Raw genomic sequence first — 15762 nt, forward strand, 5'->3', positions numbered from 1 at the left:
AGTAGTGGCACTGTTTATTTGGAGACATTGCCATGAACCCGATCGCCGCTTCTGCGTTGACCCTTTCCCTGTTGGCGGGTGAGGTGCAAGCCAATGAAATCCCACGAGTGACTGTCACACCGAATGGTTCGCAACCTTCGGCCAAGGGCCCGGCAGATTGGTTCACTGGCACTGTGCGGGTGGATGCGCCGTTCAAAGGCTCCGACGCGGCGCGGATCAGTGGCGCGACAGTGACGTTTGAGCCGGGCGCGCGTACCGCTTGGCATACGCATCCGTTGGGGCAGACCTTGATCGTCACGGCCGGTTCCGGTTTTGTGCAGGAGTGGGGGCAGCCGGTTCGTCAGATTCGTCCAGGGGATACGGTGTGGATTGCACCGGGGGCCAAGCATTGGCACGGGGCGGCGCCTGGCACGGCGATGACTCATATTGCTATTGCTGAGGTGCTGGACGGCAAGGTGGTTGAGTGGATGGAACAGGTGAGTGATGAGCAGTATCCGTCAACCGAGTGAGGCTTKTCCCTCACCCCAGCCCTCTCCCGGAGGGAGAGGGGGCCGACCGAGGTGTCTTGTGTCATACATCGACCTGAGAGACCGAGTCGATTATGGATTTACAGGAAAACGCTATCCATCGATCTGAAAGTGCTGTGTCAATTATGGATTCACAACAGGACGTTCAAGTCGGCGCAGCTCCCGAATATCCCCGGATCGGTCCCCTCTCCCTTTGGGAGAGGGCTAGGGTGAGGGGCTCTTTTCAGGCGTTTAGATCATCTCCGGCAGTGAAGAAAGGATTTTATCGAGGGTAATCGGATACTCCCGCACCCGCGCTCCGGTGGCGTTGTAGATCGCATTCGCCACCGCCGCACTGACCCCGCAAATCCCCAACTCACCGACACCCTTGGCCTTCATCGGCGAAGACACTGGATCAGTCTCATCAAGAAAAATCACCTCCTGGTGCGGTATGTCGGCATGCACCGGCACCTCGTACCCGGCCAGATCATGGTTGACGAAAAACCCAAGTTTCTTGTCCACCGCCAACTCTTCCATCAACGCCGCACCGACGCCCATGGTCATTGCGCCGATCACCTGACTGCGTGCCGAAGTCGGATTGAGAATCCGTCCCGCCGCGCATACCGCCAACATGCGCCGCACGCGTACTTCACCGGTGGCCGCGTCGACGGCGACTTCGACGAAATGTGCCCCGAAGGTCGACTGCTGATACTTCTCGGCCAGATCACCGAACTCGATGCTGTCCTCGCCGACCAGCGCGCCGCCTTCAGCCGCGTTGCGCAATGGCACGCTCTTGCTGCCGACGCGCACCTGACCGTCGATGAATTCGGCCTGGTCCGCCGCCAGCCCCAGTTTGCTCGCCACCGCTTCACGCAGTTTTACGCACGCGGCATAGACGCCGGAGGTCGAGCAGTTACCGCCGAACTGGCCGCCGGAGCCGGCCGACACGGGGAAGTTCGAGTCACCCAGCCGCACCACCACCGCGTCGAGGCTTACGCCCATCATCTCGGCGGCAGTCTGCGCGATGATCGTATAGCTGCCGGTGCCGATATCGGTCATGTCGGTTTCCACAACAATCTTGCCGTCACGCTCCAAATGCACGCGGGCGCCGGACTTGACCAGCAGGTTGTTGCGAAACGCCGCCGCCGCGCCCATGCCGATCAGCCAGCGACCTTCTCGACGGCTACCCGGTTGAGCCTTGCGCTGGTTCCAGCCGAATTTCTCGGCGCCCGTCTGCAGGCACTTTATCAATTGCCGCTGGGAAAACGGCCGTTCGGTCTTCACCGGATCGACCTGCGTATCGTTGAGAATGCGGAATTGCACCGGGTCCATCTTCAGTTGCTCGGCCATCTCGTCCATGGCGATTTCCAGCACCATCAACCCCGGTGCTTCACCCGGCGCACGCATGGCGTTGCCTTCGGGCAAATCGAGCGGCGCGAGGCGCATGCTCACGCGACGGTTTTCGGCGGCGTACAGCAACTGGCTCGGTTGTGCGGCGAGCTCGACCTTGCCGTCGGCGAGGTTGCCCGACCAGCCTTCGTGAGCGATGGCGGTGAGCTTGCCGTCCGCCGTGGCGCCCATGCGGATGCGCTGAATTGTCGCCGGACGGTGCGTGGTGTTGTTGGCCATCTGCGGGCGGGCGAGGGCCACCTTCACCGGTCGGCCAGCCATGCGCGCACCGAGGGCGGCAAGAATCGCGTCGGCGCGGATGAACAGCTTGCCGCCGAAACCGCCACCGATATACGGCGAGACCAAACGAACTTTTTCCTTCGGTAGGCCGAGGGTTTTCGCAATGTCGCCGACACTCCACGCGACCATCTGGTTGGAGGTCCACAAGGTCAGTTGATCGCCTTTCCACGCTGCCAATGTCGCGTGGGGTTCCATCATCGCGTGGGACTGGTCCGGAGTGGTGTAAGTCTGATCAAACTGCACCGGCGCGGCGGCAAAGGCCTTGTCGAAGTCACCATGATTGACGTCGGGCAACTCGTCTTTCGGCTCGACGCCCAAGTCTTTCACGCTGGCCAGATCGAACTTGCCTTCGACGGCTTCGTAATCGACCTTGACCCGTTGCGCGGCGGCGCGGGCCTGTTCGAAGGTCTCAGCGACGACCAGCGCGACGGCCTGCTGATAATGCTGCACTTCGGGACCAGCGAGCAGGTGGGCGGCGTTGTATTGACCCTTGTCGAGCTTGCCGGCATTCGCGGCAGTGACAATCGCCAGCACGCCCGGCGCGGCTTTCGCCGCGTCCAGATGAATGGCTTTGATCCGCCCTTTGGCGATGGCCGCATCGACCATGACACCGTAAGCCTGATTGGCGGCCGCTTCATGTTGCTCGTAGGCATACGTGGCCTGGCCGCTGGTTTTCAACGGGCCTTCGATGCGCTCGGTGGGTTGGCCGATGACCTTCAAGTGGTCGATCGGGTTGGTGGTGGCGGGCGTGTCGAATTTCATGCTTGATCCCTCGCTTGCGCCAACACCGAGCCGAGCGTGCGCTCGACCAGGGTCAGTTTGAACTGGTTGTCGTGGGTCGGCGTGGCGCCGTCGAGCAGGCGTTCGCTGACGGCTTTGGCGCCTTTTGGCAGCAGCGCTTCGGCCGCTTCAACCCGCCACGGTTTCGGCGCGATACCGCCAACGGCAACGCGGCCACTGCCGTCCTTTTGCAGGATCAGACCAACCGAGACCAGCGCAAACGCGTAGGACGAACGATCACGCACCTTGTGATAAATGTGGGTGCCGCCGACGGGCGCGGGCAGTGTCACCGAGGTGATGAACTCGCCGGGCGTCAGGCTGGTTTCGATGTTCGGCGTGGTACCGGGCAACTGGTGAAAGTCGGCCATGGCGATGCTGCGGGTGCTGCCGTCGGGTTTCACCGTGTCAATCTGCGCATCGAGGGCACGCATGGCAATTGCCATGTCACTCGGGTGCGTGGCGATGCACGCGTCGCTGACGCCGATGATGCCCAGTTGCCGACTGACCCCGCCAATCGCCGCGCAACCGCTACCGGGATTGCGTTTGTTGCAGGCCTGATGGGTGTCGTAGAAGTACGGGCAGCGCGTGCGTTGCAGCAGGTTGCCGGCGGTGCTCGCCATGTTGCGCAACTGTCCGGAAGCCCCGGCGAGCAAGGCGCGCGAGAGCAGGGCGTAGTCTTGCCGCACGCGCATATCGGCCGCCAGATCGGTGTTGCGCACCAGCGCGCCGATGCGCAAGCCGCCCTCGGGCGTGGCTTCGATCTGATCCAGGCCGAGGTGGTTGACGTCGATCAGGTGCAGCGGGGTTTCGATGTCGAGCTTCATCAAATCCAGCAGGTTGGTGCCGCCAGCGATGAAGCGTGCGCCCTCGACCTGTGCGGCTTGCGCAGCGGCAGCGGCGGGGGAGTCGGCGCGGCTGTAATTGAACGGTCTCATGCCGGTACCTCCGCGACTTCGGTGATGGCTTCGATGATGTTCGAGTACGCACCGCAGCGGCAGATATTGCCGCTCATGCGTTCCTGAAACTCTCTGGCGATCAACTGCGGCGCCTCGGTGAGGCTCTCACTGACGTGGCTGGGGATGCCGTCGCGGATTTCCTTGATCACTGACACCGCCGAGCAGATCTGCCCCGGTGTGCAATAGCCGCACTGATAGCCGTCGTGCTTGATGAATGCGGCCTGCATCGGGTGCAGATTGTCGGGCATGCCGAGGCCTTCGATGGTGGTGATCTCGCTGCCTTCGTGCATCACCGCCAGGGTCAGGCAAGAGTTGATGCGTCGACCATCGGCGATCACCGTGCATGCCCCGCACTGGCCGTGGTCGCAGCCTTTTTTGGTGCCGCTCAGGTGCAAGTGCTCGCGCAAGGCATCGAGCAGGGTGGTACGGGTGTCGACGTCAAGCGCACGCGGCTTGCCGTTGACGTTGATCGTCACTTTGCTCATAGCCGGTTGCTCCAGATTGGCCGCGTAGGCCTTGAGGCTGATAAACGGCGGCATCGCGAACGCGGTGGCGGTCACGGCGCCGAGGATCAGAAATCCGCGTCGGGAAATCGTCATGGTTCGATTCCTTTTCTCTCTTCATCAGGGCAGCAGGGTCGTGGATGGCCCAAGCGGGCAGCCAGCGTCATCGCCGGTCTCGTAAAGGAGTGACTGCCGAAGAGAGGAAAAGGTTTTTGCGGATTTGCGCTATAGAGTTATGCGTGTGGTTCATCAATCGCCTGACTTGGCACAAATCCCTGTGGGAGCGAGCTTGCTCGCGAAGAGGCCGGCACATTCAACCTCTTCATCGACTGAACGGACGCCTTCGCGAGCAAGCTCGCTCCCACAGGGGAATGGGGTCTACCTGGCTAATGCGAGCCAACCACCATATGCGTAAACGGCGCCACATACGCCTGCAACGTCACCAGTCCGCCGACAAGAATTGCCAACACAATCGAGTGGAAGAACACATAGCGCAGAATCTCGCCTTCATGCCCGTACCAGCGGGTCGCGGTGGAGGCGACCACGATCGATTGCGCATCGACCATTTTGCCCATCACCCCGCCGGAGCTGTTCGCCGCCGCCATCAGGATCGGACTGATCCCGAGCTGTTCCGACGTCACCCGCTGCAAGCCGCCAAACAGTACGTTCGATGCGGTATCGGAACCGGTCAGCGCGACGCCCAGCCAACCGAGCAACGTGCCGAACATCGGATAGAAAATCCCCGTCGCGGCAAACGCCAGGCCCATGGTCGCGTCGAGTCCCGAGTAGCGCGTGAGAAACCCGAGCGCCAGCATCGCCGCAATGGTGATCAACGAAAACCGCACCACCCACAACGTGCGCAGGTATTGCTTGATCAGTTGCGGGATCGAATAGCCCATCAGCAAACCACCGACAATCGCCGCCAGCAGAATCCCGCTGCCGGTGGCGGTGAACCAGGTGAATTTGTACACCGCTTCTTCCGCTTTCGGTGCCGCGACCACCGGCGGCACTTTTTCGATTTGCAGGTGCAAAGTGGTAAAAGTCACGGCTGGGGCGAAGACCGGGTTGGCCTCGCGCAGCGGCTTGCCCTGCGGGTCGAGCTTGGCCGAGTGGGTTACCGGATCAATGGCGGGGCGGGTGTCGAACATATTCTTGAAGCCCTGAGTGCCCCAGGCAAACACGAACACGGTGAGGATGATCCACGGCATCCACGCGCGCATCACCGCCGGGCGCGCCTGATCGCTGAACGCGGCGCTGGCAGTGACTTTTTCTTCCTCGACTTTGGAGTTGTCGACGCGCCCTGACAGCGCTGCCGAGGTGTGAATGGTCGCCGGTTTCCACACCTTCAAAAACAGCGTCAGACAGGCCATGGAAATCAGCGCGGCGATCACGTCCACCAACATTGGGCCGTGGTAGTTCGACACCAGAAATTGCGGGATCGCGAAGCTGACGCCGGCCACCAGAATCGCCGGCCAGATCTCCAGCATCTTGCGCCACCCGGCGAAGGCCCAGATCAACCAGAACGGCACCAGCACCGAGAAAAACGGCAACTGCCGACCGACCATCATCGACAGCTCCATTTCATCCAGGCCGGTGACTTTGGCCAGCGTGATGATCGGCGTACCGAGTGCGCCGAATGCCACCGGCGCGGTGTTGGCGATCAGCGCCAGACCCGACGCGGCCAACGGCGAAAACCCCAGCCCGATCAGGATCGCCCCGGTCACCGCCACCGGCGTGCCGAACCCCGCCGCGCCTTCGAAAAATGCACCGAAGCAGAAGGCGATCAGCAGCAACTGCAAACGGCGGTCATCGGTGATCCGCGCAAGGGAATCCTGCAGCACTTTGAACGAGCCGTTCTCGGTGGTCAGACGGTGCAGAAAGATGATGTTGAGGACGATCCAGCCGATTGGCAGCAAGCCATTCGCCGCACCGAACAACGCCGCAGAACCGGCCATGCTCGCCGGCATGCCGAAGGCAAAAATCGAAATCAGCAGGGCGGACGCCAGCGCCAGCAGCGCCGCGAGATGCGCCTTGACGTGGAAGAACGCCAGCGCCGCAAGCATCACCACCACCGGTACGGCGGCCATGAGCGTGGAGATCACCGGGTTGCCGAACGGGTCGTAAATTTGCTGCCAGACCATGGTCCACCTCTGCTTGTTGTTATTGAGGGCGCAGATCCATTGCGTGGGGCTTGGTTGCAAGGAGTATAGGTGGCATTTCGCCGCTGCTCGGGCAGCGCGGGCGGGGCGACAAACGGTCGATAGTGGCCAGTGAATCAACGGCGTTTTGCCCGGTCGTATCTGCGGCTGCGCGCACCGCGTCCTGAAGGCGCGGGCAGCGTCGCCGATTCCGTCGTCAAGACCTTGGTTTTAGGGAAGTGTTGAATGAAGCGCGCAACAACGATGCTGCTGACCGTGACCGCCGCCGTATTGCTCGGCGGCTGTGTCGCGGATTTTGATGATGACCACCGCCATGGCCGGCATTACGACCGCGATCATGGCCGCAATTACGACCAMGACCGGCGCTGGGATGATCGCGATGATCGCCGCGATGGGCGTCGTTACTACCGTGATCGGGATGATGATTGATTGAACAAAAAGAGGGCGTTCCCCAAAAAGGAACGCCCTCTGTCATTAGCCCTCAATTAAAAGTGAGCGCTCGCCCGGACGCTGGATCGCGCAGGCACGGAGGCCTCGATGTCCAGCAAATGGATGGCGAGAATGTCGCTCAGAAAACGGAACTGATCGTTGATGCCGACCACTTCATTGTTGAAATGATTGGTGGCGGCGGGCATCAGCAGATCTTCGAAATCTTCGTTGAACACCAGTGCCTGCGCCTTGTGCGACACGGCGTGCTGGTCGTAATAGTTGCTGCCGAACACCGGGAAACTCACGGAGAGTGTGACGTGGGTGTGAATCATGTTGTGAACTCCTCGTTGTGTTTCGGATGGCTTAATCGTGCCTTTGACGGGCGGCGGGCGGAAGGCAATCGTGGCGATGGTGAATATCGATGGCAGTGATGGTTGTCGCAGACCACTGTGGGAGCGAGCTTGCTCGCGAAGGCGTCGAGCCAGTCGATTCATATGTGTCTGATACACCGCATTCGCGAGCAAGCTCGCTCCCACAGGGGATCTGCAGTGTTTTCGCGATAGCGGACAAATGGTCCGACGCCCACACCTATACTCAAATCTGACTCCTCCTTATTGAAAGGAAACCTCAACCGTGAACTCGCGTGCGCTGCTCGTCGCCGCACTGTTGTTGCTGGCCGGCTGCGCCACTTCGGCGCGGGCGCCGGTGTCAGCGCCGCAAGTCGTGTTTGTCTCGCCGGCCACCTGGCAGCAGATCGACCGGGAAATTGTCAGCGCTTCGCAGCAGTCCACCGAGCAAGTCAAAGTCTTTGCCCGTGGCTCGATGGAACATTGGCGCACTCGGGTCTATCAGCAAACTGAAGAAAATTTCATTCCGTGGTTCAGCAGCTACTGGACCCAGGAATGGCTGTCGATGAAGGTCAGTTGGTACACGATCAATGCCGGCGGTGAGCAGGACCCCTCGGCCAAGCGGCTGGCGGCCTATCTGCTTGAGCAATATCAGGAAAGAGTGCTGGCGCCGGTGGCGGTGGAGATCGATCCGGATGCAATTCTGGGGCAGGCGACGGCGTTCTATGCGCAGTTGATGGCGCAGCAGATGCCGCTCATCGCCCAGCGTCATGGTGTACCTGTCGCTCAGCTCAACGGGCGTTTGCAGAAAATCCCCGCCATTGCACTGGGCCCGCCGCCAGCGCGGGATGCTTCGTTGTTTCAAGTGATCAGCACGGAACCGTTGAACACCTTGCCGGCCTATGCCGCGTTGATCGACAAGATCCACACTGACGGCGGCGCCAAGGGCATTGCCTCGACCGATGCTGGCATGGCCCCGGTGGCCAAGCGCGCCAGTCAGCGGATGGAAGCGGAAATGGCCCCGCGCGGGGCCGCCAGTGCTGTAGCGGCCGCGGCGGGGAAACTGGCTGGAGGGCTGATCTCGGTCGGTGTCGCCGGCATTCGCGCCATCCTCCAGGCCAATGACCGGCCCGACAGCGAAGCGCTGATTCGCAGCAGTCTGGGCAGCACCTTTGACAAGGCCTGGCTGAAACTGGTGCAGAACCCGACGACCGGGGTTATGGCCGGCACGTTGCACGTGGCCGGGCAGGTCGAGCGCAATCTGGGTGGGGGTGATGAACCGTCGGTCGGCTTGGGCGTGAATCCTGTCGAATGGCAGCCGCCGCAATCGACTAACCAGCAGATCGAACCCAACGTGCAAGGAGAGTGATCATGGCTTACATCGATATTTTTGTAGCGCCGGTGCCAACCGCCAATCGTGAGCAGTACAAAAAACACTGTGAAATCGCCGCGAAGCTGTTCAAGGAATACGGTGCACAGGATGTGATGCAGTGCTGGGGCGATGACGTGCCGGAGGGCAAGGTCACGTCATTTCCGATGGCGGTCAAACTCAAGGAAGGCGAGACGGTTTCATCCGGCTGGCTGATCTGGCCCGACAAGGCCACTCGCGACGCTGGCATGGGCAAAATGATGGAAGATCCGCGCATGCAACCGGACGTCAACCCGATGGGGTTTGATGGCCAGCGGATGATCTTTGGTGGCTTTAAAAATATCCTCGAACCCTGAAACCAGCGTAAATCTTTTGTAGGAGTGAGCCTGCTCGCGATCGCGGTGGGTCTGTCAATGAAGCATTGAATGTGCGAACGCCATCGCGAGCAGGCTCACTCCTACAGGTATTGTGTTCACTCCGAGGGGGTGATGCGACAGCTTTTACGGTTGCGGATCTGCTCGTCCGTCGGGCGTTCGCGGACGAATTCGAAGCGCGGCTCACCTTCGCTGTAATGCACCAGCCAGCCCCATTCCAGTTCCTTCTCATCCTGACCGGGATGCGGTGGCCGGGCCCACCACGGTTCTTTGCTGAGGATCGCGCGCATGGCGGCCTCCGGTTGATGGCAATCCTTGAACTATAGCTTCCTGTCACGAGTCGTCAGATCAGGCTGTGTAGAATCCGGCGGATCACTTTGAACAGGGGAGCAGGGCCATGACCGAAGAAGCGAAGCGACTGTTTTTCGCCCTCGATTGCCCGGCGGTGCAACGCAAGGCAATTGCTCAGTGGCGCGGGGAGTTGGGTTTACGCACCGGTAAGCCGGTGCCTGCGGACAATTTTCACCTGACGCTGCTGTTTATCGGCGCCGTGCCCTTGGCGCAGATCAACGAAGTCTGTGAGGCCGCCGGACAAGTGCGTACGCCGGGAGAGGCCTTGAGAATTCCGCTTGATCGACTGCAGGTCTGGCATCGCCCCGGGGTGTTGTCGCTCGCGCCCGAGCAGGCACCGCCGGCGTTGCTGCGCCTGGTCTACGCGCTGGAACAGGCGATGTTGCCGTTCGGTTTTGAAGAGACGCCCCGCGAGTTTCGGCCGCACCTGACCCTGGCCCGAGACTACCGTGCGGCAGAGCCGGAATCTGCTACGCCGCCAGAGTTTTTCCTGCGCGCTGAACGTTTTGCCTTGTTCGAATCGCACAAAGGGCGCTACCGGATCCTGCAGGACTGGTCGCTGATCTGAGGCACAAAAAAAGGCGCCCGAGGGCGCCTGAAATTCACCTTGACCGAGGAAGCCAGGTGAGGCCGTTCATTGCAGGGTGCAGCGGTGGTAAGGCGCTGCGTGAACGGGAAATCTTTACACTGCATCGCTTTACTGTGGGAGCGAGCCTGCTCGCGAAGGCGTCGGAACATCCAACATTTTCAGCGCCTGTCCTACCGCTTTCGCGAGCAAGCTCGCTCCCACATTTTGATTTTCGCTGGCTTACTTACCGAGTTTCACCCGGGTCCAGCCACGGGTCATGATTCGCTGTGTGGCAATCGGCTGATCCGGCACCGCATACAACGTCGCCATCACCGCTTGCGACGGGTACGAACCCGGGTCGTTGCGGATCGCTTCATCCACCAATGGCGTCGCCGCCGCATTGGCGTTGCTGTAGCCGTTGCTGTTGGTGATCTCGGCAATGATGTCCGGACGCATCAGAAAGTCCATGAACAGGTAGGCGTTCTCGACGTTCGCCGCATCGCGCGGGATCGCGACCATGTCGTAGAAGCTGCCGGCGCCTTCTTTGGGAATGCTGTAGTCGATCACCACGTTGTTGCCCGATTCCACCGCGCGGGCCTTGGCCTGCAGCACATCACCGGAGTACCCGACCGCGACGCAGATGTTGCCGTTGGCCAGATCCGAGATGTATTTCGAGGAGTGGAAGTACGCCACGTTCGGGCGGATCTTCATGAACAGCGCCTCGGCTTCCTTGATGTGCGCGGTGTCCTTGTCGTTCACCGGGTAGCCCAGGTAGTGCAGGGCGGCCGGGATCATTTCAGTCGGCGAATCGAGAAAACTGATGCCACAGGCTTTGAGTTTTTCAGCGTTTTCCGGTTTGAACAGCAGGTCCCAGGAATTGGTCGGGGCGTTGGCGCCGAGCACTTCCTTGACCTTGGCCGGGTTGAAGCCGATGCCGATCGAGCCCCACATGTACGGGAACGCGTGGGCGTTGTCCGGATCACTGGCGGCGGCGTTTTTCAGCAGCACCGGGTTGAGATTCTTCCAGTTCGGCAGCTTGGATTTGTCCAGCGTCTGATAGACGCCGGCCTTGATCTGCTTGGCCAGGAAACTGTTCGACGGCACGACCAGGTCGTAGCCGGATTTGCCCGCCAACAAACGCGCCTCAAGGGTTTCGTTGCTGTCGAAGACGTCGTAGGTCACGCGGATACCGGTCTCGTCTTCGAACTTCTTGACCGTATCCGGCGCGATGTAATCGGACCAGTTGTAAACACGCAGCACCTTGTCGTTGGCCTGGGCGCCCATGACCATCGCGCCCATTAAGGACAGTGTCAGCAGAGTCCTGCCAAACATTTTCATCGGTACAACTCCATTCTTTTTATTCACGTTACGCAAAGCCCCCTCACCCTAACCCTCTCCCAGGGGGAGAGGGGACTGACCGAGGGGCTGACTACAGGTTAAGCGGTTGCTGCGGATTGCTGAGGCTGCCACGACTCGTTTGCGGTCTGATCCATCGCTTCCTGAATCGCTCGTTTGCGATTGGCTTCTGCCTTGCGGCCGAAGTACCAGACCAGGAAGGTCACCAGCGACACCGCCAGCAGAATCAGGCTGGCCACGGCGTTGATCTCAGGCTTGAYGCCCAGACGTACCGCCGAGAACACTTCCATCGGCAGGGTCGTCGAACCCGGCCCGGAAACGAAGCTCGCCAACACCAAGTCATCCAGCGACAAGGCGAACGACATCATGCCGCCCGCCGCCAGCGACGGCGCGATCATTGGAATGGTGATCAGGAAAAACACCTTGAACGGTTTCGCGCCGAGATCCATCGCCGCTTCTTCGATCGACAGATCCAGCTCGCGGAGGCGGGCGGAGACTACCACCGCGACATAAGCGGCACAAAACGTGGTGTGGGCGATCCAGATCGTGACGATGCCACGCTCCTGTGGCCAGCCGATCAACTGCGCCATGGCCACGAACAGCAGCAACAGCGACAGACCGGTGATCACTTCAGGCATCACCAACGGCGCGGTGACCAGACCACCGAACAGCGTGCGACCCTTGAAGCGCGTGACGCGGGTCAGCACGAAAGCGGCGAGGGTGCCCAGCGCCACGGCAGCAATCGCCGTGTAGCAGGCGATTTCCAGCGAGCGCACCACCGAGCCCATCAGTTGCGTGTTGTCGAGCAAACCGACGTACCACTTCACCGACCAGCCGCCCCAGACTGTCACCAGTTTGGATGCGTTGAACGAGTAGATCACCAGAATCAGCATCGGCAGATAAATGAACATCAGGCCGAAGATCAACATGAACTTGGAAAAACCGAAGCGTTTCATCCCCGTGCCTCCATCTCTTTGGCCTGGCTGCGGTTGAACAGCAGAATCGGCACAATCAGGATCAACAGCATCACCACCGCCAAGGCAGACGCCACCGGCCAGTCGCGGTTATTGAAGAACTCTTGCCACAGCACGCGACCGATCATCAGGGTCTCCGGGCCACCCAACAGTTCCGGAATCACGAACTCACCGACCACCGGAATGAACACCAGCATGCAGCCGGCAATAATCCCGTTCTTGGCCAGCGGCACGGTGATTTTCCAGAAGTTGTTGAAGTTGCTCGAACCCAGATCCTGCGCGGCTTCCAGCAGGCTGCCATCGTGCTTGACGAGGTTGGCGTACAGCGGCAACACCATGAACGGCAGGTAGGCGTAAACCACGCCGATATACACAGCCGTGTTGGTGTTGAGGATCTCGATCGGGTGATCGGTCAACCCCGTCCACATCAAAAACGCGTTGAGCAGACCGTTGTTGCTGAGGATGCCCATCCACGCATAAACGCGGATCAGGATCGCGGTCCAGGTCGGCATCATGATCAACAGCAGCAGGACGTTTTGCGTTTCCTTGCCGGTCTTGGTGATCGCGTAGGCCATCGGGAAACCGATCAGCAGGCAAATCATCGTGCTCAGTGCCGCCACCTTCAGCGAACCGAGGTAGGCCGACAGGTACAGCTCGTCTTCGCCGAGCATGGTGTAGTTGCCGATGTTGAGCATCAGCTGGAATTTCTGTTCGGCGTAGGTGTAGATCTCCGAGTACGGCGGGATCGACAACGCGGCTTCCGAGAAACTGATCTTCATCACCAGAAAGAACGGCAGCATGAAGAACAGGAACAGCCAGATGAACGGAATGCCGATCACCAGTTTTCGCCCGCTGGGCACCAGGCGCAGGAATTGCTGATTGAAGGTTCTCATGAGCGCAGTACCACGCCGCTGTCGTCTTCCCACCAGACGTAAACCTTGTCGTCCCAGGTCGGACGCGCGCCACGGCGTTCGGCGTTGGCCATGAACGACTGGACGATTTTTCCGCCGGGCAATTCGACGTAGAACACCGAGTGACCGCCGAGGTAGGCGATGTCATGTACCTTGCCTTCGGACCAGTTGTAGCGGAATTCCGGTTTAGTGGTGCTGACGAGCATTTTTTCCGGACGGATCGCGTAGGTGACCGACTTGTCCTGCACCGAAGTGCTGACGCCGTGACCGACGTAGATCTTCTGCTGCAAGTCCGGGCTGTGAATGATCGCATGACCTTCAAGGTCTTCCACCACGGTGCCGTCGAAGGCGTTCACGTTGCCGATGAACTCGCAGACCATGCGGCTGACCGGTGCTTCATAAATGTCGACCGGACTGCCGATCTGGGCGATCCAGCCGAGGTGCATGATCGCGATGCGCTCGGCCATGGTCATGGCCTCTTCCTGGTCGTGAGTCACCATCACGCAGGTTACGCCGACGCGTTCGATGATCTGCACCAGTTCCAGTTGCATCTGCGAACGCAGCTTTTTATCCAGCGCGCCCATCGGCTCGTCGAGCAGCAACAGCTTCGGACGCTTGGCCAGCGAGCGGGCGAGGGCGACGCGCTGACGCTGACCGCCGGACAACTGGTGCGGACGGCGTTTGGCGTATTGGGTCATGTGCACCAGACGCAGCATTTCATCGACACGGGCGTCGATTTCACTGGCCGGCAAACGGTCCTGCTTGAGGCCGAAGGCGATGTTCTGCGCGACGGTCATGTGTGGGAACAGCGCGTAGGACTGGAACATCATGTTGATCGGCCGCTCGTACGGCGGCATGTCGGTGATGTCCACGCCGTCGAGCAGAATCCGCCCTTCGGTCGGCCGCTCGAAACCGGCGAGCATGCGCAGCAGGGTCGATTTGCCCGAACCGGAGCCGCCGAGCAGGGCGAAGATTTCGCCCTGATGGATCTCCAGGGACACATCGTCCACTGCCACGGTTTCGTCGAACTTCTTGGTGACACGATCGACTTTCACCAGCACCTTTTTCGGTTGCTGATGACCTTCAAGTGCCTTCCTGTAAGTGCTGGAGGCGTTTGCCATGTGAAACTCCCAACAGGTTTCGTTCGCCTGGCCAATGTGGCCGGGCTTAAGTGGATTGCAAGCCTGCAGGTGCATTCCCGGTCGGATCACATCCCCCTGTGGGAGCGAGCTTGCTCGCGAAAACGTCGTGTCAGTCGACGTCGTTGTTGCCTGACACACCGCTTTCGCGAGCAAGCTCGCTCCCACAGGGTATTGCATTGATCTGAAGGTCTTGCTCCCGCCGTCCGGCTTGGTCGGCGCCGCCGTCCTGGCTGCCTGGGTCGTACTTGTTGTTATTACGGGTGTTGTTGTTCACGAATGACGGATGCACAAAGGCACACCCGACGTCCGTGGGGGCAGTAAATCGTTACGGATTCTTGGGTTGAGTCAGCGCTGGTTGCGCCGCGTCGCCCGTTGCCGGCAAGCCGCGCCGAAGGCCTGGAAAATCTTCAGGTAGTTCGGGTTGTCCAGTACTTGCCATTCCGGGTGCCATTGCACGCCGAGGGCGAAGGTCGGGCTGTGCTCGACCGAGATCGCCTCGATCAAACCGTCCGGCGCCACGGCCTCGGCACGCAGGCCGGGCGCGAGACGATCGATGCCCTGGCTGTGAATCGAATTGACCTGGAACTCACTCGGCAACCCCAGTGCCTCGAACACGCCGCCGCTCAATACCGTCACCGCGTGAGCCGGTGCGTATTGCACGGCCACGTCAGGGCTGTCGGCTTCACGGTGATCGAGCATGCCCGGTAGCTCATGCACCTTCTGATGCAGGTTGCCGCCGAACGCCACGTTCATTTCCTGGAAACCCCGGCAAATGCCGAGCACCGGAACGCCCGCCGCGATGGCTGCACGCAATAAAGGAAGGGTGGTGGCATCCCGCGCCGGATCGTGATCCGTGCCGGGAGCGCTGGCCGGGCCTTGATAGTGGAAAGGTTCCACGTTCGAGGGCGAGCCGGTCAGCAGCAGACCGTCGAGTTGACCGAGTAGGTCTTCGATTTCAGTCAGCTTGCCAAGGGAAGGAATGACCACTGGCAGCCCGTTAGCGCCAACGCTGACAGCACGTACGTACTTGTCGCCGCTGATGTGATAGGGGTGCAGGCCAATCTGTTTGACGCACGCAGTAACGCCGATCAATGGCTTGAATGCCATTTTTATTCACCTCGAAGTTTGACACTTGAACGAGCTTTTTCGGAGCTTAGCCTCGTTGATTTTAATTAACAACTGCCATGTAAAAAATTCTAAACGCCGTTCATCATATATTCATGATTTCCGGGGCTGCGACCCCTGCATTGGCACGCAAGTGTTAAAAAAAGCCCGAAAAATAAACCCTGAGCGGCCATCTGTTCGCTATTGACTTCACTTTGCCGTTCGGGTTGACTGGCTCGGCGAA

The 15762-nt window shown here is 60.3% G+C and carries 16 protein-coding genes; 5 read left to right on the top strand and 11 right to left on the bottom strand.

What is annotated here, in order from left to right; all coding sequences use genetic code 11:
• Nucleotides 1–32 precede the first annotated feature (32 nt).
• Complete coding sequence (locus AC1DVF_RS03355) at nt 33–509, top strand: (R)-mandelonitrile lyase (protein ID WP_460129179.1); 477 nt, start codon at nt 33–35, stop codon at nt 507–509.
• 249 nt (nt 510–758) lie between these two features.
• On the opposite strand, the gene paoC is transcribed toward AC1DVF_RS03355, so the two are convergent.
• The 4 genes from paoC to AC1DVF_RS03375 form a co-directional block, all read right to left on the bottom strand.
• On the bottom strand, nt 759–2957 hold the full coding sequence (paoC, locus tag AC1DVF_RS03360; protein WP_477782001.1) for an aldehyde oxidoreductase molybdenum-binding subunit PaoC: 2199 nt from the start codon (nt 2955–2957) through the stop codon (nt 759–761).
• Nucleotides 2954–3910: an FAD binding domain-containing protein gene (locus AC1DVF_RS03365; RefSeq protein ID WP_477782002.1), complete on the bottom strand. Its 957-nt coding sequence runs from the start codon at nt 3908–3910 to the stop codon at nt 2954–2956. The genes paoC and AC1DVF_RS03365 overlap by 4 nt, the downstream gene beginning before the upstream one ends.
• The gene (gene paoA, locus AC1DVF_RS03370) at nt 3907–4530 is read right to left on the bottom strand and encodes an aldehyde dehydrogenase iron-sulfur subunit PaoA (protein WP_093440843.1); all 624 of its coding nucleotides are present in this window, start codon (nt 4528–4530) and stop codon (nt 3907–3909) included. The genes AC1DVF_RS03365 and paoA overlap by 4 nt, the downstream gene beginning before the upstream one ends.
• Nucleotides 4531–4820: 290 nt before the next feature.
• The gene (locus tag AC1DVF_RS03375) at nt 4821–6575 is read right to left on the bottom strand and encodes an L-lactate permease (protein WP_257355441.1); all 1755 of its coding nucleotides are present in this window, start codon (nt 6573–6575) and stop codon (nt 4821–4823) included.
• Nucleotides 6576–6818: 243 nt separating this feature from the next.
• Between AC1DVF_RS03375 and AC1DVF_RS03380 the strand changes: the two genes are divergently transcribed.
• Nucleotides 6819–7022: a hypothetical protein gene (locus AC1DVF_RS03380; protein ID WP_477782003.1), complete on the top strand. Its 204-nt coding sequence runs from the start codon at nt 6819–6821 to the stop codon at nt 7020–7022.
• A 56-nt stretch (nt 7023–7078) separates the two neighbouring features.
• On the opposite strand, the gene AC1DVF_RS03385 is transcribed toward AC1DVF_RS03380, so the two are convergent.
• A complete protein-coding gene (locus AC1DVF_RS03385) occupies nt 7079–7354 on the bottom strand; it encodes a hypothetical protein (protein WP_477782004.1) in 276 nt (91 codons plus the stop codon).
• A 301-nt stretch (nt 7355–7655) separates the two neighbouring features.
• Between AC1DVF_RS03385 and AC1DVF_RS03390 the strand changes: the two genes are divergently transcribed.
• On the top strand, nt 7656–8738 hold the full coding sequence (locus AC1DVF_RS03390; RefSeq protein WP_477782005.1) for a hypothetical protein: 1083 nt from the start codon (nt 7656–7658) through the stop codon (nt 8736–8738).
• Between the two features lie 2 nt (nt 8739–8740).
• Nucleotides 8741–9094 (top strand): DUF1428 domain-containing protein, encoded by a 354-nt coding sequence (locus tag AC1DVF_RS03395; RefSeq protein ID WP_093440829.1) that lies wholly within the window; start codon nt 8741–8743, stop codon nt 9092–9094.
• Nucleotides 9095–9210: 116 nt separating this feature from the next.
• Here AC1DVF_RS03395 and AC1DVF_RS03400 read toward each other — a convergent pair whose 3' ends face one another.
• The gene (locus AC1DVF_RS03400) at nt 9211–9402 is read right to left on the bottom strand and encodes a hypothetical protein (protein ID WP_116254946.1); all 192 of its coding nucleotides are present in this window, start codon (nt 9400–9402) and stop codon (nt 9211–9213) included.
• 107 nt (nt 9403–9509) lie between these two features.
• Between AC1DVF_RS03400 and thpR the strand changes: the two genes are divergently transcribed.
• Entirely contained in the window at nt 9510–10031 is a 522-nt protein-coding gene (gene thpR / locus AC1DVF_RS03405; protein WP_477782006.1) for an RNA 2',3'-cyclic phosphodiesterase, read from the top strand.
• A gap of 240 nt (nt 10032–10271) precedes the next feature.
• Here the strand turns inward: thpR and AC1DVF_RS03410 are convergent, their stop codons facing one another.
• From AC1DVF_RS03410 to AC1DVF_RS03430, 5 genes are all read right to left on the bottom strand, one after another.
• Nucleotides 10272–11369 (bottom strand): polyamine ABC transporter substrate-binding protein, encoded by a 1098-nt coding sequence (locus tag AC1DVF_RS03410; RefSeq protein WP_034155530.1) that lies wholly within the window; start codon nt 11367–11369, stop codon nt 10272–10274.
• Between the two features lie 98 nt (nt 11370–11467).
• On the bottom strand, nt 11468–12343 hold the full coding sequence (locus AC1DVF_RS03415) for an ABC transporter permease subunit (RefSeq protein WP_477782007.1): 876 nt from the start codon (nt 12341–12343) through the stop codon (nt 11468–11470).
• On the bottom strand, nt 12340–13221 hold the full coding sequence (locus AC1DVF_RS03420; protein ID WP_477782111.1) for an ABC transporter permease subunit: 882 nt from the start codon (nt 13219–13221) through the stop codon (nt 12340–12342). The genes AC1DVF_RS03415 and AC1DVF_RS03420 overlap by 4 nt, the downstream gene beginning before the upstream one ends.
• A 29-nt stretch (nt 13222–13250) precedes the next feature.
• Nucleotides 13251–14393: an ABC transporter ATP-binding protein gene (locus AC1DVF_RS03425; RefSeq protein ID WP_077572275.1), complete on the bottom strand. Its 1143-nt coding sequence runs from the start codon at nt 14391–14393 to the stop codon at nt 13251–13253.
• A 366-nt stretch (nt 14394–14759) separates the two neighbouring features.
• Nucleotides 14760–15521 carry a gamma-glutamyl-gamma-aminobutyrate hydrolase family protein gene (locus AC1DVF_RS03430; RefSeq protein ID WP_477782008.1) on the bottom strand — a complete coding sequence of 254 codons (762 nt, stop codon included), beginning with the start codon at nt 15519–15521 and terminating at the stop codon, nt 14760–14762.
• Nucleotides 15522–15762 lie beyond the last annotated feature (241 nt).

Source organism: Pseudomonas sp. P4_D7 (assembly GCF_056401755.1).